Annotated in this window: 15 protein-coding genes; 7 read left to right on the top strand and 8 right to left on the bottom strand. The window is 46.5% G+C overall.

The window, feature by feature from the left end; all coding sequences use genetic code 11:
- Positions 1 to 64 precede the first annotated feature (64 nt).
- Positions 65 to 913 (top strand): hypothetical protein, encoded by an 849-nt coding sequence (locus ACIGBN_RS01185; RefSeq protein ID WP_133001859.1) that lies wholly within the window; start codon positions 65 to 67, stop codon positions 911 to 913.
- Positions 914 to 981: 68 nt separating this feature from the next.
- Here the strand turns inward: ACIGBN_RS01185 and erpA are convergent, their stop codons facing one another.
- The 3 genes from erpA to ACIGBN_RS01170 form a co-directional block, all read right to left on the bottom strand.
- Entirely contained in the window at positions 982 to 1,329 is a 348-nt protein-coding gene (gene erpA, locus ACIGBN_RS01180) for an iron-sulfur cluster insertion protein ErpA (protein WP_115896802.1), read from the bottom strand.
- A gap of 72 nt (positions 1,330 to 1,401) precedes the next feature.
- Positions 1,402 to 2,985, bottom strand: coding sequence for a peptide chain release factor 3 (locus tag ACIGBN_RS01175; protein WP_133001860.1), 1,584 nt, complete (start codon positions 2,983 to 2,985; stop codon positions 1,402 to 1,404).
- A gap of 176 nt (positions 2,986 to 3,161) precedes the next feature.
- Positions 3,162 to 3,617, bottom strand: coding sequence for an Lrp/AsnC family transcriptional regulator (locus tag ACIGBN_RS01170; RefSeq protein WP_133001861.1), 456 nt, complete (start codon positions 3,615 to 3,617; stop codon positions 3,162 to 3,164).
- A gap of 149 nt (positions 3,618 to 3,766) precedes the next feature.
- Between ACIGBN_RS01170 and ACIGBN_RS01165 the strand changes: the two genes are divergently transcribed.
- Positions 3,767 to 4,708 (top strand): DMT family transporter, encoded by a 942-nt coding sequence (locus tag ACIGBN_RS01165; RefSeq protein ID WP_396663203.1) that lies wholly within the window; start codon positions 3,767 to 3,769, stop codon positions 4,706 to 4,708.
- Positions 4,708 to 5,919, top strand: coding sequence for an aromatic amino acid transaminase (locus tag ACIGBN_RS01160; RefSeq protein ID WP_396663201.1), 1,212 nt, complete (start codon positions 4,708 to 4,710; stop codon positions 5,917 to 5,919). Before ACIGBN_RS01165 ends, ACIGBN_RS01160 begins: the two co-directional genes overlap by 1 nt.
- Before the next feature lie 115 nt (positions 5,920 to 6,034).
- On the opposite strand, the gene ACIGBN_RS01155 is transcribed toward ACIGBN_RS01160, so the two are convergent.
- Together ACIGBN_RS01155 and ACIGBN_RS01150 are read right to left on the bottom strand one after the other, a co-directional pair.
- Complete coding sequence (locus ACIGBN_RS01155; RefSeq protein ID WP_396663199.1) at positions 6,035 to 9,202, bottom strand: efflux RND transporter permease subunit; 3,168 nt, start codon at positions 9,200 to 9,202, stop codon at positions 6,035 to 6,037.
- 12 nt (positions 9,203 to 9,214) lie between these two features.
- On the bottom strand, positions 9,215 to 10,402 hold the full coding sequence (locus tag ACIGBN_RS01150) for an efflux RND transporter periplasmic adaptor subunit (RefSeq protein ID WP_396663197.1): 1,188 nt from the start codon (positions 10,400 to 10,402) through the stop codon (positions 9,215 to 9,217).
- A 136-nt stretch (positions 10,403 to 10,538) separates the two neighbouring features.
- Here ACIGBN_RS01150 and ACIGBN_RS01145 point away from each other — a divergent pair, with 136 nt between their 5' ends.
- Complete coding sequence (locus ACIGBN_RS01145; RefSeq protein ID WP_396663195.1) at positions 10,539 to 11,108, top strand: TetR/AcrR family transcriptional regulator; 570 nt, start codon at positions 10,539 to 10,541, stop codon at positions 11,106 to 11,108.
- 20 nt (positions 11,109 to 11,128) lie between these two features.
- Here the strand turns inward: ACIGBN_RS01145 and ACIGBN_RS01140 are convergent, their stop codons facing one another.
- From ACIGBN_RS01140 to ACIGBN_RS01130, 3 genes are all read right to left on the bottom strand, one after another.
- A complete protein-coding gene (locus ACIGBN_RS01140; protein WP_133001867.1) occupies positions 11,129 to 12,010 on the bottom strand; it encodes a DMT family transporter in 882 nt (293 codons plus the stop codon).
- A gap of 193 nt (positions 12,011 to 12,203) precedes the next feature.
- Entirely contained in the window at positions 12,204 to 13,529 is a 1,326-nt protein-coding gene (locus ACIGBN_RS01135; protein ID WP_396663192.1) for a Na+/H+ antiporter NhaC family protein, read from the bottom strand.
- A gap of 218 nt (positions 13,530 to 13,747) precedes the next feature.
- A complete protein-coding gene (locus tag ACIGBN_RS01130; protein ID WP_396663190.1) occupies positions 13,748 to 14,962 on the bottom strand; it encodes an FAD-dependent oxidoreductase in 1,215 nt (404 codons plus the stop codon).
- Positions 14,963 to 15,318: 356 nt separating this feature from the next.
- On the opposite strand from ACIGBN_RS01130, the gene ACIGBN_RS01125 reads away from it, so the two are divergent.
- From ACIGBN_RS01125 to ACIGBN_RS01115, 3 genes are read left to right on the top strand one after another with little or no spacing between them, the layout of a single operon-like run.
- Entirely contained in the window at positions 15,319 to 16,776 is a 1,458-nt protein-coding gene (locus tag ACIGBN_RS01125; RefSeq protein ID WP_396663189.1) for a circularly permuted type 2 ATP-grasp protein, read from the top strand.
- A gap of 2 nt (positions 16,777 to 16,778) precedes the next feature.
- A complete protein-coding gene (locus ACIGBN_RS01120; protein ID WP_133001871.1) occupies positions 16,779 to 17,723 on the top strand; it encodes an alpha-E domain-containing protein in 945 nt (314 codons plus the stop codon).
- On the top strand, positions 17,720 to 21,103 hold the full coding sequence (locus ACIGBN_RS01115; RefSeq protein ID WP_396663187.1) for a DUF2126 domain-containing protein: 3,384 nt from the start codon (positions 17,720 to 17,722) through the stop codon (positions 21,101 to 21,103). Before ACIGBN_RS01120 ends, ACIGBN_RS01115 begins: the two co-directional genes overlap by 4 nt.
- The last annotated feature ends 7 nt before the right edge of the window (positions 21,104 to 21,110 follow it).

Below are 21,110 nucleotides of genomic sequence, written 5' to 3'. Positions count from 1 at the left end.
CTATTTCACTAAACTTACCTGGAATTTGGCCGATATCCTTTGTATCTCATAAAGGATTCATCCAATGCTATTTATAGAAGCTTTAAATAGAGTCGGAACTCAGCCGAACAAACCTCAGGCGACAGGCAAATTAAAAAACCGTCCTTTGATGACACAGAAAGACTCTGTGGACCTAAGCACGGCCGCGAATGAAGTGAAAGAAATTCACTTAGACAGCGAACAAAAAACACCACTAACAGCTTCATCTAGTATTTTTGCAAATCTGATCGAACACATTCTTAATCACATATTAAACACTGAGCTATCCATTCTGTCTCCAGAAGAGCTCAATATAGACAACAAAGAATGGCGTCTTTTCTTACAAGCCCCTCCCAACAGAGCCCAATCTGACGCGCCGGTCATCAACAGCAACAGTTATCAAGAGCCTGAAATAAAAAAGCAGCCGGCAAAAAAGCAGCTACGCTTTCGCATTCCAGTAAAACCTGCTTACGGCAACCCCGTCGAAATGACCGTTCTGCTGTCTGCCCATCAAGGGTCACCAGAAATACCGTATTTTTTCTCACACATCCCAAAGGAAAATACACTGCCCTTATTAAAAACCCCTTACACGCCCGAATTTATCGGCCAGCAGATTACCTACTACCATATTCTGCTGGATCTAGACGGCGAGCCGGATCAACTGTCGCCTTTATACCCCTTGCTCACACCGCCGCCGTCAGAGGAAGACAATAAAACACCCGACATTTATGGCTTACGACTTTGGCGAACCCAAGGCGCGAGCCTTCGCCCTATTGTTCTTGGTGACAAAAAAATGGGGCTTTTGTACATTGGGCATTACCCACCGCTCAACAGCCACGCTCAAGCACTCAAAGAAACCAACAGAAAAAGCAATTACCTTTATACAAAGGCATGACTTTTTCTATCAATGCAAAAAAAAGGCCCTTCAAAACTGAAGGGCCTTTTTAATATTCAAACAAAGAACTAGATGCTAAAGCTTGCGCCACAACCACAAGTTGATGTCGCATTAGGGTTTTTCACGGTAAAGCGAGAACCTTCCAAGTTTTCTTGGTAATCCACTTCTGAACCAACCAAGTACTGAAAGCTCAAAGGATCTACCACTAGCGTCACACCATCTCGCTGAACTTCTGTATCGTCTTCTTGATGCTCTTCATCAAACGTAAAACCATACTGAAACCCAGAACAACCGCCTCCTGTCACATAGACTCGTAACATTAAGCGATCGTTTTCTTCTTCCTCAATCAGAGTTTGCAACTTAGCTGCCGCCGCCGAAGTAAACTCGATGGGATTTGCCGATTCAACAACACTCATTTTGATACCACTAAACCTAATTTAAGAATAATCAAATTATCCTCTTATCCTAGTAAAATAGTCAAGTATTGATCAATGCTCTCGCGTTGAACGGAACGAAACTTCAGGCCACTTTTCTTCAGCCATCATCAGGTTTACGCGGGTTGGCGCCAAATACGTCAAATGTCCGCCGCCATCGATTGCCAAGTTATCTGCACATTTTCGTTTAAATTCTTCAAAACGCTTTGGATCTTCACAATCAACCCAGCGCGCACTGTTGACGTTAACCGCTTCGTAAATACACTCAACCTTGTACTCATCTTTCAAACGGTAAGCCACCACTTCGTACTGCAGCTGACCAACCGCACCAACAATCAGCTCATTATTGCGCTGTGGCATAAATAACTGTGTCGAACCTTCTTCAGACAGTTGTTGCAAACCTTTCTGCAAGGCCTTCATCTTCATTGGGTCTTTAAGGCGAACACGGCGGAAAAGTTCAGGCGCAAAGTGTGGAATACCGGTAAATTTAAGGTCTTCACCTTCGGTGAACGTATCACCGATCTGAATCGTGCCATGGTTATGCAGACCTATGATGTCACCAGAAAAAGCTTCTTCAACCCCTTCTCGATCACCGGCGGTAAAGGACACCGCATCGGTAATTTTAATGTCCTTGCCTAAGCGGCAATGGCGCATTTTCATACCACGACTATAAGTCCCTGAACACACTCGCATAAAAGCAATACGGTCACGGTGTTTCGGGTCCATATTGGCTTGAATTTTAAAGATAAAGCCGGAAAACTTCTCTTCCGTCGCTTCTACTTTACGAGTGTTGGTTTCACGACCAATCGGTGATGGTGACCACTCAACAAAGCCATCTAACATTTCACGTACGCCAAAGTTAGACAGTGCCGTACCAAAAAACACAGGCGTTAATTCACCATTTAAGTACGCTTCTTGATCAAATTCATGACTTGCACCGCGCACCAATTCGATTTCATCAACATAAGCTTCCCAGTCATCACCAAGCAATTCTTTGGCTTCATCCGACTGCAAACCCTCAATGCGAATATCGTCCATCAAGGTATGTCCGCGGCCACGAACAAACACATGAATCGTATCGGTATAAAGGTTGTAGACCCCTTTAAAGAAGTCGCTCATACCAATCGGCCAGGTAATGGGGGCCGCAGCAATTTTCAAAACGTCTTCGACTTCATCTAACAAATCAATAGGGTCACGAATATCACGGTCCATTTTATTGATGAAGGTTAAAATAGGCGTATCACGTAAGCGACAGACATCCATCAATTTGATCGTGCGATCCTCGACCCCTTTTGCGCCATCGATGATCATCAACACTGAGTCAACAGCGGTCAATGTGCGATAAGTATCTTCCGAGAAATCTTCGTGCCCAGGTGTATCCAACAAATTGACGGTACGACCTTTATAAGGAAACTGCATGACAGAAGACGTAATAGAGATACCACGTTGCTTCTCCATGGCCATCCAGTCTGAGGTCGCATGCTTATCGCCTTTGCGCCCTTTTACCGAACCTGCGGTTTGAATAAGCTGCCCAAGCAACAACAATTTTTCGGTAATCGTAGTCTTACCAGCATCCGGGTGAGAGATGATGGCGAACGTGCGACGCTCATCGACTTTACTAATAAATTCTTGACTCATCTTTATAGGATTCTCTTTTATGCACGTTTTTATTGGATACAAAACGTGTTTTATGCAATTTTTTACTGTTGGGCGGGATTCTATCAAAACCCCTTTCTTTTCGCTCATTTAAAAATGCAGAAGTTTCGCACGAGTTAGCCCATTCACTTTTATTAGCGCGCTCATCCCATCTCGTTTTAAAGGTAAATCGGCAAGGCCGTGTTGCCTTTCACTTGACGCACAGCAAGGTGCGTATGGAAGTCTTTCACACTGGATAAGCGATGCAGCTTTCTGGTAAAGGCTTCAAAGCCGGCTAAATCTTTGCTCACCACTTCCACTAGGTAATCGTAAGCGCCAGAAACAATATGCACATTAATGGCTTCTTCTATAGCCGAAATATCCCTTTCAAAATCCTCAACCGACGACGCCTGATGATTATTCAAACGCACGTCCACAAAGAAACTCATGCCTATGCCGACTTTTGTTTTGTTTAAGCGCGCTTGGTAGGACTCAATGTAACCTTCCTCCTCTAGGCGCTTTAAACGTCTTGCACATGGTGAGGGTGACAAACCAACCTTCTCTGACAATTCTGCCGTAGAGAGTCGCCCATCGCTTTGAATAATCTTTAGTATGTCTTTATCAATTCGATCCATAGTGACGCCGATTTCCATCAGTATTTAATTTTAAAACGCTTCTTTCCACCAAGATTAACAAAATTAGAGATCAATTTGCCAGATAAAAGCGTCCATCACAGGAGATAATAGCAGTCATAACAAGCCACTCTAAACCGAGTATTTTAGCCATGAAACAGATTGAATTAAGCCCTCAAATTAGCCGCTCGAAAGACACCTTCCCTCCTCTTCTGATGGGCTATATTGCTATGACACTGGTGCTGTTAATCTGGTCTGGCTTTGCGCTGACTATGCGCGCGATTCACAGTTCGCCTTTGACCACTGCCGATGTGGCCCTTATTCGCTTTGCGGTGCCTTTTATCTTGCTGCTGCCCTTTCTTCCTTCTCGTTTCCAACAGATCAAGAACGCAAGATGGTCGGATATTATGCTGATTTTATTGGGCGGCTTGCCCTTCTTCTTTCTGGCCGCTTATGGCGCAAGTAAAGTACCGACGGCTTATGTGGGGAACTTTTTAGTCGGCACTCAACCTTTTTTTGTGCCTACGCTTTTGTATCTAGTCTATCGCCAAATCCTTACCAAAACACAAGGTGCTGCGCTTTCTCTTATTCTCATCGGCATCATGGTGATGACCTTTGGTGACAATCAGACCTTATCCAACACCATGAAAGACGGTTTATTGTTTTTGATTGCTGCCAGCATGGTGTGGGCTGTCTATACCATTGGTTTAAAGCGCGCGACGCTAGACCCTATTGCCGTGGCGCTTATTTTATCGGCCATTTCCCTGGTCATAACCATCGCCATGATGATTTTCGGTTTTGTTGACAGCCACTTAGAACAAGCCACTCTGCAAAACTCATTCGCCTTTATTTTGGTTCAAGGGGTAGGTGTTGGCGTATTGGCCACCACAGGCTACACCTATGCAATCCGCCAACTGGGCGCTGCTCGCGCAGCCGTTATGGGGTCTCTCTCCCCAGTACTCACCGCATTACTGGCTTTCCCTATTTTTGGCGAATCACTTTCTATGCCCATTATCGTTGGCATTTCTCTCACCACTATTGGCGTTCTTTTATCAACAAGAACAAAACCGGCTGCCCACAAGGAAAACAACTAATGCTATCCACACTTCCGCCATTAGAAACAGACCCATTATGGGAATTAATTCGCCTATTCAAAGAAGATAAGCGAGACCATAAAATCGATTTAGTCATCGGCGTGTATCGAGACGAATCAGGGCAAACGCCGGTGTTTGATATTGTTCAAAAAGCAGAACATTGGCTTGCCAATAACGCACAATCCAAAGCTTATAAACCGCTGTCTGGCAATGCTCAGTTTAATCATCATATGGGGCAGTTTTTATTGTCGCCAGACAAGGCATCCACCGCCCACCACTGCACCATACAAACGGTCGGAGGCACAGGGGCACTCCGTGTCTTAGGTGACTTTATTCATCGCCTCTCCCCCAACGCCACCGTCTGGAATACTGATCCAGGTTACATCAATCATCAACCTATCATGGAGGCGGCAGGACTTAGGGTAAACCACTTCAGATGGCAGCAAAAAGAGGGGGTGTTGGACATCGAATCCTGCTTCTCTGATTTGATAGACGCTCACCGCGGCGACATTCTGCTGCTGCACGGTTGCTGTCATAACCCTTCTGGCATTGATCCCACTTTTGCTCAGTGGCAGGCGTTGGCAACCTTCTGTAAAAACACCGGTGTGATCCCGCTTATCGATATGGCTTACCAAGGGTTTGGCGACGGCCCTGAGACCGATGCGGCGGGCTTAAGATGGCTCGTCAGCCAACTGGACCTCGTCTTGATTGCGTCCAGCTGCTCCAAAAACATGGGGCTGTATTGTGAACGCACAGGCGCAGCAACCATAGTCACAAAGGACACGGCACAACAACCTAGTGTAAGAGTGTTATTAGAGCACATTGCACGCGTTAATTACTCAATGCCACCCGATCATGGGGCCGCCGTCGCGGCATTTGTTTTCAACCATCCAGAACAATGGACCGCAGAGCTAACCAAGTGTCGCCTACGAATCTTAACCATTCGCCAGCAACTAGGAAGCACCCTAAAAGCGTTAGGCGCCAGCGCGGAACTGTGCGCTCTAGCCAAGCAAAAAGGCATGTTTTCTTTGTTGCCATTTAGCGCAGCTCAGATGCAACAACTGCAAGAGAAGCACGCCATTTACGGCACCTCTAATGGCCGAATAAACATCGCCGGACTGCAAACTCACCAAATTCGCACCTTGGCCAATGCCTTGATCGACATCAGCCAATGGGGCAATCATAACAACGCGAACCAACTGACGGCCTAATCGCCTTCTTGCACTCAATTACGCGACCAGAATGACATTAGGTCAAACGTAAAGCACAAAAAAAGGAGCCTCTCGGCTCCTTTTTTATCGCTCATAATGTGTCTTTATTAGCGACTTATTTTTCGTTGTTTAGCGTATCTTGATGGTCATCAGTGATCGCAGTCATTTCAACATTGTCTGCTGGAATCACTTTACGCCCTGGGAACAAACGACGCACTAAGACAAAGAACAAAGGCACGAAGAAGATCGCCAATATGGTCGCGGTCAAAGTACCACCAACGATACCAGAACCAATCGACACTCGGCTATTCGCACCAGCGCCAGTGGAGACAGCCAGTGGCAAAGTACCAACGATAAAGGCCATCGAAGTCATAATGATTGGTCTTAGTCGTAAACGCGCCCCTTCTTTTGCCGCCTCCCACACAGTCGCACCACGCATGTAGGCCGCTTCCGCAAACTCCACAATCAAGATGGCGTTTTTGGATGACAAACCTATTGTCGTGAGCAAGGCAACCTGGAAGTAAACATCGTTCTCCAAGCCTCTTAGATGAGCGGCGAAAACCGCACCAATAACCCCAAGAGGAATCACCAAGATAACCGAGAATGGCACCGTCCAACTTTCATATAGCGCAGCCAAACATAAGAAGACAACCAGAATCGAGATACTGTACAAGACCAACGATTGACCACTGGATTGCTGCTCTTGATAAGACAAGCCACTCCATGCGCCAGTTGTACCAGGCAAACTGCTGGCTACTTTCTGTAACTCACTCATTGCTTGACCAGAACTTACTCCTGGCGCGCCGCTCCCTTGAATTTCGTACGCTGGAAGACCATTGAAACGAGCCAAACTTTTCGCCCCATAAGTCCACTTAGACGTAGCGAACGCAGAGAAAGGCGTCATGGTGTCATCGGCACTACGTACATACCAATTTTCAAGGTCATTCGGTGAAGAGCGATATTTAGCATCGCCTTCCACGTAGACTTTTTTCACTCGGCCACGGTCAATAAAGTCATTGACGTAATCACCTGCCCAAGCAGTACTTAGCGTATTACTAATATCCGACAATGACAGCCCCAGTGCGGACGCTTTCTCTTTATCGATATCAATAAACAACTGAGGCGATTCTGACTGGCTACCCAGACGAACACCCATCAGCAATTTACTTGCATTGGCGTCTTGCAAGAGTTTGTCACGCATTTTCAATAGAGTGGCACGGTCTGTATTACCCGAAGCCTGTAATTCAAAGGTAAAGCCATTACTCTGACCTAGACCACGAATAGAAGGCGGCAACAAACTAAAGATGCGCGCATCGCGTATTTTACCCAGTGCGGCAAAAGAACGACCCACTACGGCCCCAGCACTGTCTTCAGGATTAGGACGTTCAGCCCAATCTTTCAATACCACAAACGCAAGACCGGCATTTTGCCCCGTTCCCATGAAGTTAAAGCCCGAGATAGTAAAGATACTCTTCATATCTTTCTTCTCGTTCACCATGAAGTGATGCTCAATATCACGCATTACTTCATTGGTACGATTCAATGAAGCACCTTCAGGCAAGGACACCATGACAATGACATAACCTTGGTCTTCTACTGGCAAGAAGCCCGTTGGCAAGTTCGTCATCAACCAACTTAGTGCACCAATAATCAAGGCATAGCCAAACATCCAGCGTATCGGGCGCTTAACTAGACGCCCCACGGTATTACTATAAGCGTCTGTCGCACGATCAAAATTGCGGTTAAAGAAACCCGCCAAACCTTTTTCGCTTTCACCGTGCCCTGGTTTCAACAAGGTTGCACACAATACTGGCGTTAACGTCAACGCAACCAGTACAGACAAAGCCATAGAAGAAACAATAGTGATAGAGAACTGACGGTAAATAACTCCAGTTGAACCACTAAAGAACGCCATAGGTAAGAATACCGCAGCCAATACAACCGCAATACCGATCAAGGCGCTGGTAATCTCTTGCATGGACTTAAGCGTGGCATCTCGGGGCGATAAATTATCCTCCCGCATGACTCGTTCGACGTTTTCCACCACCACGATGGCATCGTCCACCAGCAACCCGATCGAGAGCACAATACCAAACATGGTCAGTACGTTTATCGAATAACCAAACAGGCTCAAAATACCGAAGGTACCTAAAAGTACAACAGGAACCGCAATGGCCGGGATCAAGGTGGCACGCCAGTTCTGCAAGAAGACAAACATCACGACAACAACGAGTACGATCGCTTCAAATAGCGTTTTTACCACTTCCTCAATAGAATCTTTGATAAAGGCAGTGTTATCCACAGGGTAGGCTAATTTATAGCCATCTGGGAAAGTCCCGTGAAGTTGCGCTAATTTCTGTTTTACCGCTTCAGAGGTCGATAATGCGTTCGCGCCCGGAGAAAGCATGACCGCAATACCGGCCGCAGGGTGGCCATTTAAGCGTGCAATCACATCGTAAGATTCACTGCCTAGCTCTACTTTCGCAACGTCTTTAACTCGAACAATGGCACCAGATTCTTGGTGTGTCAGAATGATATTCTGAAACTCTTTCACCGTTTCCATTTTCGATTGAGCAGTGACGGTTACGTTCAATTCTTGCCCTTGCACAGAAGGACGACTACCAAGATCACCGGCCGCTATTTGAACGTTTTGCGCTTCAATCGCACTGGTAATGTCACTCGGCATTAAGCTGTAAGACGCCAGTTTTAAAGGGTCAAGCCAGATACGCATAGAATATTGCGAACCAAATACCTTGTAATCACCCACACCCGCTACACGAGATACTGGGTCTTGAATATTCGACACAATAAAGTCTGAGATATCACTCGCTCTATCTTTATCTTTTGAGTCGTATATCGCAGCAATCAATAAATAATCGCTGTTTGCTTTTTTAACGGTAACGCCATTGTCCTGAACGGTTTGCGGCAAACGGGATGTTACCTGCTGCACCTTGTTTTGCACTTGAACTTGCGCAATGTCAGGGTCCGTACCTTGTTTAAAGGTAACCGTAATATTAGCGGAGCCATCGGATGAACTAGTAGAAGAGAAGTACAATAAGCCATCGATACCGCTCAACTGTTCTTCAATTACCTGTACGACACTGTTTTCAACCGTCTTTGCAGAGGCCCCAGTGTAGGTAGTTGAAACACTGATGGACGGCGGCGCCACATCAGGATATTGCGCAACTGGGAGCTCAAAAATAGCAGCCACCCCAGTCAGCATAATTGCAATCGCAATCACCCACGCAAAAACGGGACGATTAACAAAAAAACGAGCCAACATATCGATATGTCCTTAGTTTGAAGAAGAAGCTTCTGAAGCGCTAATTTCTTTCATTGTGTCCGTTTTAGAGTCAAATTGAAGCTGAACAACTGACACATCGCTGCCGATACGAACCTTAGACGATCCTTCTACAACCACTTTATCGCCTGCTTTCAAGCCTGAAGTGACCATCCATTGATTGCCGAACGTTCTTGCCGTAGTCAGAATTCTTTGCTCAATTTTGTTGTCTTTATTCACAACATACGATACTGCCTGACCTTTCGCATTACGAAAAACCGCTTGTTGAGGCACTATGATAGCGGCACTGTCCACAGCTTCATTGACTTCACCGCGCACAAACATACCCGGTAAAAGTTTATCGTCTGGGTTAGGGAACTCAGCGCGCAGAGTAACACTGCCGGTTGACTCATCAACACTGACTTCACGGGCTTTTAGAACCCCTTGATGTTCATAGGTTGTGCCATCTTCAAGTACTAAAGAAACCTTGTTATCACTCTTAGTGATATTTGGCTCGTTCAATAAGTTGCGCTTATTCAGTTGGTCTAAACTGGTTTGAGATAAATCCACAAAAATAGGATCAAGTGAACGAACTGTTGCCATTACCGTAGTCTGGCTTGCGGTAACCAAGGCGCCAACGGTTACCTGAGAAATACCAATGCGACCACTGATTGGTGAGCGTACCTTAGTATGCTCTAGATCAATTTTAGCGTTCTCAACGGACGCTTTCGCTTTTTTCTCGCTCGCGACAGCTTCTAAATAAGCCGCGTAAACATCGTCTAAATCCGATTGAGAAACATTATTTTGCTTACGCAGTACTTTGTAACGATTGTAAGTTAGCTCTGCTGACTTAAGGCTCGCAGCCGAGGAGTCTAAATCCGCTTGTGCTTGGTTATAAGTTGCCACATAAGTAGAGTCATCTAATTGATACAGAGGTTGACCCTCTTTTACATCTTGTCCTTCTTCAAAAAGACGCTTTTGAACAATGCCACCCACTTGAGGACGAATCTCTGCAACAAGGCTAGATGCAGTCCGACCTGGTAACTCGGTAGTAAGTACTACTTTTTGAGGTGCTACAACGACAACACCAACTTCCACTTTTGGCGCTTGAGGCGCCGCCGCATTAGAAGATGCCTGTTCTTCACAACCAGCTAAAAGCATGATTAAAAGAGCGCCTGAGGCATATTTGAATTTAGACAACATCGAGGATTTATCCTTTAAGTACATTGAGAATGAACGTTCATTCTCACTATAATCGAACATAACAAACCGTTATACGAATAAACGTGCAAATAAATGAGAACTAGGTGCATTAATAGAAATACAGAGTAAATACGCTATGAAAACCAACTGCATTCAAAAATACACTGATCATCGCCAACGCATTATCGATGCGATGAAAGAGCAAGCAATAAGCAAGGGCTTTCATAAAGCAAGCATGAGCGAAGTCGCCAAATCTGCCGAATTGAGCGTCGGACAGATCTATCGTTATTTTGCACATAAAGATGACATTATTTGTGCATTGGTAGAACAAACAACATCCTATCGCCTAGAATTCATGTCGGAATTCTTAAATAAGCAAAACTGGCTCGCTCGTCATGTCGCGACACCAAACGAAACCAGACACAATATGCGCATTCTGACGATAGAGATCAAAGCGGAAGCAGCACGCAATACCGTGATCTCTAATATTTGCTACAAATCGCATCTACTCTTGCAGAATAGAGCGATTGAAATAATGCAAGAAAGATACCCAACGATGGGGAAAGAAGAAATTATCGCGCGTATTGATTTGCTGATTACCATTACAGAAGGTTTTATGACGCGCTGGGACGACCAACGGGAGCCCCCATCTACCGCCACCATAAACTTATACAGCAAAGTATTAGAAGATATATTGCCAGGCTAACCTAACACACTGCCGCCCAGCTAAGAGGCCGTGAATATCGCCCTGATCTGAGTCCAGCGACTGATCAGCATCGCCAGAAAAATAAGCCCACACCCAACCAGCTGTTGCTGACTCATCGACTCCGAAAACCATACGGCGGCAAACAAAGAGGTCCAAACAGGCTCAAGGTTCATGATCACGGCCGCATGACTGGTGGGCGTTAAACTTTGCCCGTAGGTTTGCAATAAAAAACGCAAACTGGTGGCAATTAAGGCGCTTGCTAAGAACCAACCAGCCACCTCAAGCGATACACTGCTCGGTAAATCCTCCGAAAACACAGACAAAAGGAGTAAAAAGCACCCAGCTACCATTAGTTGAATCGCGGTCAGCACCAACACGTGAATACGGGTAGATAATCGAGACAATAAATTAAACTGGAACGCAAACGTTAAGGCGGCGCCCAAAAATAACAACTGCGCCACTTCGTAGCTCACGCCATTACCGAGTGCTAAAAAAGCCAACCCAGCCACAGCAACTGGCAGCGCAACCCAAATACTCTTTGGTGGATGATCCTTAAAAATAAAGCGCCCAAATACAGGCACTAAAACCACGCCCAAGCTGGTAATAAAGGCCCCCACACCAAGGTTGGAAGCTCGATCCAGACCACTGATCCAAAACATCATGGCCACGCCCATCACCAAACCGACAAGCATGGCTTTTTTAACGTCATCCCACACTAAGCCATAAAAAAATCGACGCCCTGCCAGCACCAAAATGAAGCCCGCGACCAAAAACCGTGCACCCATAAAAAAAAGTGGTGGTAACCCGGCTAGCGCTTCTTTTGAAAAAATCCAACCAAGGCCGGCCAAAACAGTAACAAAAACCAATATAAATTCGGCTTTTAAGTGCGATCCTTGTTTCAAAATCTGTCCTTAGTATCAATTCGGCAGTAATAATTTGCGGTGAGTATATATGAAAAGGGTAGCGGATAATGCAGGAGGTTATGCCTCCTTTAAAAGGCGCGATTGATTCTCTCATTTTCAAGACAATAAAAAGCCCGCTTTACATTTTATCCATGTAAAACAGGCTTTTCTACTGCTGACTAAAATCCCGTGGCTATTTTGCTGGTAACGGCGTTACTTTTGGCCATGCAAAGAAAATAGACAACAAAGCGATGACACCCAATATCCAGCTGTACTGCACATAGCCGATCAAAGACAAAGGCGATACCTTAGCCAAAGAAGACGCCAATAATATTTGCGCACCGTAAGGTAAGATTCCTTGCGTCACACAAGAGAATATATCCAATAGGCTAGCGCTGCGACGTGGATCAACGTTATAACGTGTTGAAATGTCTTTTGCGACCGAGCCATTAATCAAAATAGACACAGTATTATTAGCAGTACATAGGTTTGTTAACGCCACCGATGCACTAATACTCAGCTCGCCTGCTCTGGTGGAGCCTGGTTTGGCACCAAAAATGCGACTGATTTTCTCAATCGCCGACACCAGCCAATCCAAACCACCTTGCGCTTTCATTAACGCGCCCAAACCACCAATCAACAAAGACAAGATCAGAATTTCTTGCATGCCGGTGTAGCCTGAGTAGATGTCTTTAGACCAGGTAGCGAAGGTGTAGCCCTCTTGTAGCGAAAGACCAATGCCACCCGCCAACACAATACCGCTAAACAGCACCAACATAACGTTCACACCCGCAACGGCCAGCCCTAAAACTGCCACATAAGGTAAGACTCGAATAAGGTCGTAGTCCTGAGGCGCGCTAATTTGCGCAGCGCTGCTTTGAAAGAACAACCAAATCAGCGTCAAGATCGCCGCTGGTAAAGCGATTTTAAAGTTCATTTTGAACTTATCTCTCATATCACAACCCTGGGTGCGAGTTGCCGCAATCGTGGTATCAGAGATAATCGACAAGTTGTCACCAAACATAGCACCACCAATGACGGTACCAACGGTCAACAACATAGGTAAATCCGCTGCTTCAGCGACGCCTATGGCAATCGGTGCAATGGCAGCAATCGTACCCATTGAGGTTCCCATCGACGTTGCAACAAAGGCGGTAATCACAAACAGGCCCGGCAAGATCATCGAAGGAGGCACTATGCTTAAACCAAAGTTAACCGTAGCATCCACCCCACCGACTGCTTTCGCCACACTGGCAAACGCGCCGGCTAGCAAGTAGATCAATATCATGGTTGTGATGGTGTTATCGCCAACCCCATTCACAAAGGTTTCAATGCGCTTATTCAAAGCGCCTTTGCCTAACAAAATAGCCAACGCTATAGCAGGTAAAATCGCGACCGGCGCCGAAATCTGATAAAAGGCATAATCAACATCATGCGCTTGATACCAAAGGCCGCTGCCTACAAAAAGAACGAGAAAAAGCGCTAACGGCAGAAGCGCCAGCGGAGTTTTAGAAGTCATAATGTCTGTTGTTTCCAGATTGAGTTGTTTCTAAATTAAAACGTTTCCTCGCAGCTTATGGCCTTGAGAATGAGAAGGGCGCCGATATTAATGAAATCGGCAAGTCTAGGCCAATAATAATTTGTGCTGTATTTGTTGTAAATTGTTATAACGATTTATCGCAATTTTATTAACTCTTTATATTAAACCGCTATAAAAACAAGACACCATAATACCCTCTAACCCTCACGGGAAGAGTCAACCAACTCATCTTCAAGATCATACCCATAAACAGGGTCCAACTTGGCATGAATGAGCTGTGGACAATACTCAGATGCGACGCGAAGAGCGTTCAGTTTCATCCGACCTAATGCACCACCACGCATATGGTATAAACCAGCATTGTCTTTTGACATCGCCTGAATTTTGGTCGCTCTTGGTTTACGCAGCGCTTCATAACGAGCAAGTGCAAGTGGCAACGCATGTTGTTCAAGCAATCGCCCCAACGCATAAGCATCTTCAATCGCCATCGCGGCCCCTTGCGCCATAAAAGGCAACATAGGGTGGCAAGCATCGCCGAGCAACACGACTCGGCCTTGATGCCAAGTCGACAAGGCTTCACGGCCATTTAACGCCCACAAAAAAGTACTCTGCGCTTTCGCCAATAGACCACTCACCTCTGGATGCCAGCCAGCAAAAGCGGCTCTCAGCTCGTTGATGTCGCCCTCTTCACGCCAAGATTCTTGGTGCCAATCATCTCGTTCCTCCACCGCAACAAAATTCACCCATTCACCGCCACGTAAGTAATAAGTCACTAGGTGACGCTTTGGCCCCACCCACACACACGCATCAGGTTGAATGGTCACGCCATCAAGTTCGCTAACAGGAATCACACCACGCCACGCCACCTGTTTCATAAAGGTCGGCGACTCTTTTCCTAACATCTGCTCTCGAATCACGGAACGAATGCCGTCAGCGCCAATCAATAAATCCGCCCTGTGTTGTGATTTGTCCGCCAACATGACAATGACTTGATCATCTTGTTCAAGATAACTTTCCACACTGCGGCCTAACACCAGCGTCACACCGACCTTTTCGCAGGCAGCAAGCAGTACTTTATGCAAATCAGCACGGTGTAAATGCCAATAAGGCGCCCCATAACGCGCTTCCGACGACGCCCCTAATGGGCTTTTAAGGTAATAATCGCCGCTTTTGAAATGTCGTATACAGGCATGCTGTGGCACAAAAGCAAACGCACGTAAGGCGTCTTCTACCCCTAAGTAACGCAACACCTTCATGGCGTTCGGGCTCATTTGCAAGCCTGCTCCCACTTCACCAAGTTGACTGGCTTGTTCAAAGATAGTGACCTTATGACCTGTCTTTGCCAACGCCAATGCGGCGCTCAGTCCACCGATTCCAGCCCCTGCGATAGCGACTTGCTTTGCCTTATTCACGATATTTTCCTATTACGGCCAGATTAATTTGCTCTCTGACGTTGTTTAGCTAGATTCCAACCAATAAAGAAATAGTAACGACCTTAGTCCAATAATGTCTTGCGCTTAATCACGCCAAGTCATAGTCATTCGATTATTTCTCTTAAAAAAACACACTCTGGCGCAATACTTGCTGTATTTCATTTGCCTAATTAGCGCGCTAATGTCAGATTATCAGTACGGTTATTATTAATTCTATAACGCGTAAGCATAACAAATAAGCCTCTGAAAAAGGGGGCGCGCTAGGCCAACAAGTGCAAGGAATCGCACCATTTTTAAGATCAAAGCCCAAAAGCTAATAATAAAGCGAGGTGTAAATGGACAGTTTGAGTAGCCAATATCAATCAAAAGATTTTTTTGATGAACTAATAGACCCACAAGGAAAGCCAAGAGCACCAGCCGAACAACTACTGAATTATTTAAACAGTTTATCCGAAGAAGAGTTAGAAAAGCGCAGGCTCACTGCCGAAGCCACTATCCAAGAAATGGGCATAAGCTTTACTGTTTATACCGAAGAAGGAAACATCGACAGAGCTTGGCCTTTTGACATTGTTCCTCGCACCATTGAAGCGTCAGAGTGGCGCATTGCAGAAGCGGGCTTAAAACAACGCCTAAAAGCCCTTAACTTATTCATCGACGACCTCTACCACGACCAAAATGTCATCAAAGACGGCATTATCCCCGCCCACATCATTAAAGATTCAAAAAACTTCAGACCAGAATGCGTCGGCGTGTCACCTGCTTTCGGCGTTTGGGCGCACATTTGTGGTACTGACTTAGTGCGCGACGACGTCGGCGACTTTTATGTGTTAGAAGACAATTTACGCGTTCCTTCTGGCGTTTCTTACATGTTAGAAAACCGCGCGATCACAAAACGTGTATTGCCTGAGCTATTTGAAAACGACGACATTCTTCCTGTTGGCTCTTACACCTCTCACCTTTTTGATACCTTAGCGGCGCTGTCGCCACGGGACATAGAAAACCCAGAAATTGTCGTACTCACCCCAGGTATCTATAACTCAGCGTATTTTGAACACGCTTTCTTAGCACAACAAATGGGCGCAGAACTGGTGGAAGGCAGTGATCTATTTGTTGATGAAGAAGACGACTGTGTCTACATGAAAACCATTAATGGGCCTGAGCGTGTCGACGTTATTTACCGTCGTATTGATGATTTATTTCTCGACCCAGACGTGTTTGATTCGGAATCCGTATTGGGCGTTCCAGGCTTAATGAGAGCCTGGAGCAAAGGCAATGTGGCTCTCGCCAACGCACCAGGTGCCGGCGTAGCGGATGACAAAGTAGTGTACGCTTATGTACCGGCTATTATTCGTTATTACCTCGACGAAGAACCCATCCTGAAGAACGTGAAAACCTTCTTATGTGAAGACCCAGAACAACGAGCCTACGTATTAGAAAACCTCGACAAATTGGTGGTAAAACCCGCTAACGAATCAGGTGGTTACGGCATGCTGGTTGGGCCTCACTCAACTAAAAAAGAACAAGCCATGTTCGCAGAGCTCATTCAAAGCAACCCACGCAACTACATCGCACAGCCTACTTTGAAGCTCTCCACGGCCCCAACGCTCATTGCAAAAGGCACATTAGAGCCTCGCCATTTGGATCTGCGTCCATTCATTTTGCAAAGCAAAGAAACCTATGTCACCACAGGCGGACTCACACGAGTGGCCATGAAAAAAGGCTCCTTGGTCGTTAACTCGTCACAAGGCGGTGGTAGTAAAGACACTTGGATTGTCGAAACAAAGGGGCAATAACTATGTTATCTAGAGTGGCAGAGCGCTTATATTGGAGCGCACGTTATTTGGAGCGTGTGGAAAACACCGCCCGCTTAGTCAGTGTGTACGACGAGCTTCTTTTTGACCTCCCAAGAGACATTGAAATCTCTTGGTACAACTTAATTGAAATCAACAGTGGCGTAGAACAGTTTGAACAGCGCTACAAAGTAAAAGACGAACGCAATGTGGTGAAGTTTTTGCTCGCCGATGACATCAACCCAGGTTCCATGCTGTCTTCCCTTAAAGCCGTCCGCGAAAACATTCGTACCACACGAGACGTTGTGCCTGAAGAAATGTGGGAGCTGATCAATGAGTTGGATTTATACGCTAGGCAAAATATCAAACAAGGCATTAACCGCTCGGAACGTCATGTTTTCTTAAACACCATTATTGAAGGCTGCCAGAAAATCATCGGCCTCTTAGCTGGGGCCATGAGTCGCGACTGCGGTTGGCACTTTTTGATCATGGGTCGTTACCTTGAACGTGCTGACATGAATAGCCGCATTATTGATGCCGCCGTGTCAGTGATGCTGCAATCGAAAGAAGAGGAAGATGTTCGTCTTGGTCAGGTGGTTTGGTCGAAAGTGCTTAGATCGCAAAGCGCCCACCTAGACTACCGCCGTACTGTCCGCTCATCCATTAATGGCGCCAAAGCGGTGAGCTTTTTACTGAATGATCCTTGCTTCCCACGAAGCCTTACCTATTGTTTAGAACAAATTAGAGAAGCGGCGGCTAAGCTACCGCGCGCGGGCCTTATCACGGCTCAAATAAAAGCATTAAGCGAGCAGCACTACCCGATTTCCAGCTCCGAAGACATTAATGCTGAGTTCCACGATTATCTCAATGATCTGCAACTAAAAGTCATCGAAATAAACCACCACATTACTGAGAGTTGGTTCAATTTTCGCCAAGGAGATGCCGCGTGACGATTAGAATAGCAATACAGCATAAAACCACTTACGACTTTGATCGATTTATCAATGTTGGGCCTCATATTTTGAGGCTGCAACCGGCCGCGCATTCTCGTACCAAAATCCACAGTTACTCACTAAAAGTACTGCCTGAAACGCACTTTATCAATTTACAGCAAGACCCATTTGGCAATTTTCAAACCCGTTTGGTGTTCCCTGAAAAAACCAATAAACTCGAATTTATGGTGGAAGTCATCGCTGACATGACGGTCATCAATCCATTCGATTTCTTTGTCGAAAGCTACGCAGAAAACTACCCTTTTGCCTATGACAAAGCGCTGAAAAAAGAGTTGGACCCGTATTTACAAGTCACCGACTCTTGCCCGTTATTAGACAAATGGCTGTCTGCGGTAGACCGCAAAGAAACGCCTATCAACGACTTCCTAGTGGCGATCAATAGCCGTTTGGCAGGCGATATTGGCTATGGCATTCGCCTAGAACCTGGCGTGCAAACGCCAGAAGAAACGCTAACACTAGCAAAAGGCTCCTGCCGTGATACCTCATGGTTATTGGTGCAAATTTTGCGCAGTTTAGGGTTGGCCGCACGCTTTGCTTCTGGCTATCTGGTCCAGCTGACTTCCGATGTCAAAGCCCTTGATGGCCCATCTGGCCCTGAAGAAGATTTCACCGACTTACACGCGTGGTGTGAAGTCTACTTACCAGGTGCTGGTTGGGTTGGATTAGACCCCACTTCCGGCCTCTTTGCCGGTGAAGGTCACATTCCATTAGCCTGTACGCCAGAACCCGCTTCGGCCGCGCCGATTTCGGGCTTGATTGACGAATGTGAATGCGAATTTAGTTACAGCAACATAGTCACTCGTATTCACGAAGACCCACGAGTGACCAAACCCTATGCAGAAGGCGAATGGGAAAACATCAAAGCCCTAGGTTTTGCCGTCGATAAGCAGCTTGACGAAGGCGACGTCCGCTTAACCATGGGGGGTGAGCCTACGTTTGTTTCCATCGATGACATGGATGGCGAACAATGGAATACCGGTGCACTCGGTGCTGAAAAGCTCAAACTGGCTAAAGACCTCTTACTGCGCATGAAAAAAGAGTTTGGTGCCAATGGGTTACTGCATTACGGTCAAGGCAAATGGTACCCAGGAGAAGAAGTCCCACGTTGGGCATTAGGGTGTTTCTGGCGCACCGATGGCGAAGCGCTGTGGCACAACCAAGACTATCTCGCACGCGTCGATAAAGATTACAAACACACGATCAAAGACGCCAAAGCCTTTGGTGATCAGCTGTGTACTGCCCTCAAATTGGATGGCAAATACCTACAAGACACCTACGAAGACACGCTTTACTATTTATGGCTAGAGCAGTCTCTTCCAGTCACAGCCGACCCAAGAAAAGCCGATCTAAAAGACGACTTAGAACGTCGTCGCTTAGCCAAACTGCTGAACCGCGGGCTAAGCACGACAACCGGTTATATTTTGCCAATTGAGTTCGATACCAGCCGTCATCAATGGCAAAGTTCACTGTGGCCAATGCGCAGCGACGTCATCACCTTGATTCCTGGCGACAGCCCAATGGGTTATCGTCTTCCTTTGGATTCATTGCCGCCCGTTGCCGAAGAAGATCGAATTCCCGAACGGGACCCTTTCGACCCTCGTCAGCCGCTCGCGAATAAAACCGAAAAAGCCAGCGCAACAGTCCTTAACAATGTGGCCAAACAGCACTTCGCGAAAAAGCCAACAGCGCCCTTGTTAGCGGAAGAAAAACAAGCGACTGAAAAGACACTGAAAAACGTCATTCGCACCACCCTTTGTATAGAGCCACGAGAGGGACGCTTGCATGTCTTTATGCCGCCGACCACGCATCTAGAGCATTTTGTGAGCTTGTTGAACCACATTGAAAGTGTCGCAACAACGCTTGACCTGCCAGTCGTGATTGAAGGCTATGAACCACCTAAAGACGCGCGTTTACAGAAATTTTTGATCACCCCTGATCCAGGTGTGATCGAGGTAAACATTCATCCTGCTGGTTCATGGGAAGAGCTCGTACACAATACAGAAACCTTGTATCACCAAGCGTATTTGTCACGCCTTGGCGCTGAAAAATTCATGCTCGATGGTCGCCATACTGGGACCGGTGGCGGCAACCATGTGACCCTTGGCGGTCGTACTCCAGCAGACAGCCCCTTACTAAGACGTCCAGAATTACTGCAAAGTCTGGTGACTTTTTGGCAGCATCACCCAGGCCTTTCTTACTTGTTTTCTGGCATGTTTATCGGCCCGACCAGTCAGGCACCACGCCCAGACGAAGGTCGAGACGAAGCCTTATATGAGATGGAAATTGCTTTTCAAAATATGCCCGATGGCTTTGTTCACGAGCCTTGGTTGGTCGACCGCTTGATGCGCAACCTACTGGTCGATATTACCGGTAATACCCATCGTTCAGAGTTCTGTATCGACAAATTGTACGCCGCCGGTAGCGCCAGTGGACGCCAAGGATTATTGGAGTTTCGTGGTTTTGAAATGCCACCGCATCCACACATGTCTTTGGTGCAAATGCTGCTATTGCGCTGCTTGGTGGCACGTTTCTGGAAAGAACCCTATAAAAAGCCACTGGTTCGTTGGGGCACCAGCTTGCACGATAAATTCATGCTGCCGCATTTTGTCTGGCAAGACATCAAAGAAGTCGTGGAAGACTTGCAACGCCACGGTTTTCCATTCAAATTAGAATGGTTAACGCCGTTTGAAGAATTCCGCTTCCCTCATTATGGTCGCCAGCAAATAGACGATGTAGAAATTGAATTGCGCTGGGCCATCGAGCCTTGGCATGTACTTGGGGAAGAAATTACCGCCTCCGGCACCGCCCGTTATGTTGATTCTTCTGTGGAACGTCTACAGGTCAAACTTACTGGTTTAACCGAAGGTCGTTATGTATTGAGCTGTAATGGCCGCCGTGTACCAATCCGCTCTACTGGCCGTAAAGGTGAGTTTGTTGGCGCGGTGCGTTACAAAGCATGGGCGCCACCATCCGCTTTACACCCAACATTGGGAACAGATACGCCACTGGTATTTGATTTAATCGATACTTGGAATGGCTTATCGATTGGCGGTTGTACTTATCATGTTACGCACCCAGGTGGACGTACTTATGATAATTTGCCGGTCAATAGCAACGAGGCGGAAGCTCGTCGTGTCAATCGCTTCTGGGATCATGGCTTTACCCAAGGCGAGTTATCACAACCGTCGGCGTTTAATGCATTGCGGGCTTTTTACCCCAATGAGGAGCCTCCTAAAGCCATGGCACCACCAGCAGAAGAGCCAATGGATGAATATCCTCATACATTAGATTTGCGTAAGCAGTATACTGTACTCTGATCGTTAA

Source organism: Marinomonas sp. NPDC078689 (assembly GCF_044542435.1).
Lineage (GTDB): Bacteria > Pseudomonadota > Gammaproteobacteria > Pseudomonadales > Marinomonadaceae > Marinomonas > Marinomonas arenicola.
Note: the sequence above shows the minus strand (reverse complement) of the source record. Positions and strands in the feature narration are given on the sequence as shown.

Excerpts from the sequence above, each read along its gene's own strand:
- ACIGBN_RS01135 (WP_396663192.1), bottom strand. The coding sequence starts at position 13,529 with ATGACTTCTAAAACTCCGCTGGCGCTTCTGCCGTTAGCGCTTTTTCTC.
- ACIGBN_RS01185 (WP_133001859.1), top strand. The coding sequence starts at position 65 with ATGCTATTTATAGAAGCTTTAAATAGAGTCGGAACTCAGCCGAACAAA.
- ACIGBN_RS01170 (WP_133001861.1), bottom strand. The coding sequence starts at position 3,617 with ATGGATCGAATTGATAAAGACATACTAAAGATTATTCAAAGCGATGGG.
- ACIGBN_RS01175 (WP_133001860.1), bottom strand. The coding sequence starts at position 2,985 with ATGAGTCAAGAATTTATTAGTAAAGTCGATGAGCGTCGCACGTTCGCC.
- ACIGBN_RS01125 (WP_396663189.1), top strand. The coding sequence starts at position 15,319 with ATGGACAGTTTGAGTAGCCAATATCAATCAAAAGATTTTTTTGATGAA.
- ACIGBN_RS01155 (WP_396663199.1), bottom strand. The coding sequence starts at position 9,202 with ATGTTGGCTCGTTTTTTTGTTAATCGTCCCGTTTTTGCGTGGGTGATT.
- ACIGBN_RS01165 (WP_396663203.1), top strand. The coding sequence starts at position 3,767 with ATGAAACAGATTGAATTAAGCCCTCAAATTAGCCGCTCGAAAGACACC.
- ACIGBN_RS01150 (WP_396663197.1), bottom strand. The coding sequence starts at position 10,402 with ATGTTGTCTAAATTCAAATATGCCTCAGGCGCTCTTTTAATCATGCTT.
- erpA (WP_115896802.1), bottom strand. The coding sequence starts at position 1,329 with ATGAGTGTTGTTGAATCGGCAAATCCCATCGAGTTTACTTCGGCGGCG.
- ACIGBN_RS01145 (WP_396663195.1), top strand. The coding sequence starts at position 10,539 with ATGAAAACCAACTGCATTCAAAAATACACTGATCATCGCCAACGCATT.
- ACIGBN_RS01160 (WP_396663201.1), top strand. The coding sequence starts at position 4,708 with ATGCTATCCACACTTCCGCCATTAGAAACAGACCCATTATGGGAATTA.
- ACIGBN_RS01120 (WP_133001871.1), top strand. The coding sequence starts at position 16,779 with ATGTTATCTAGAGTGGCAGAGCGCTTATATTGGAGCGCACGTTATTTG.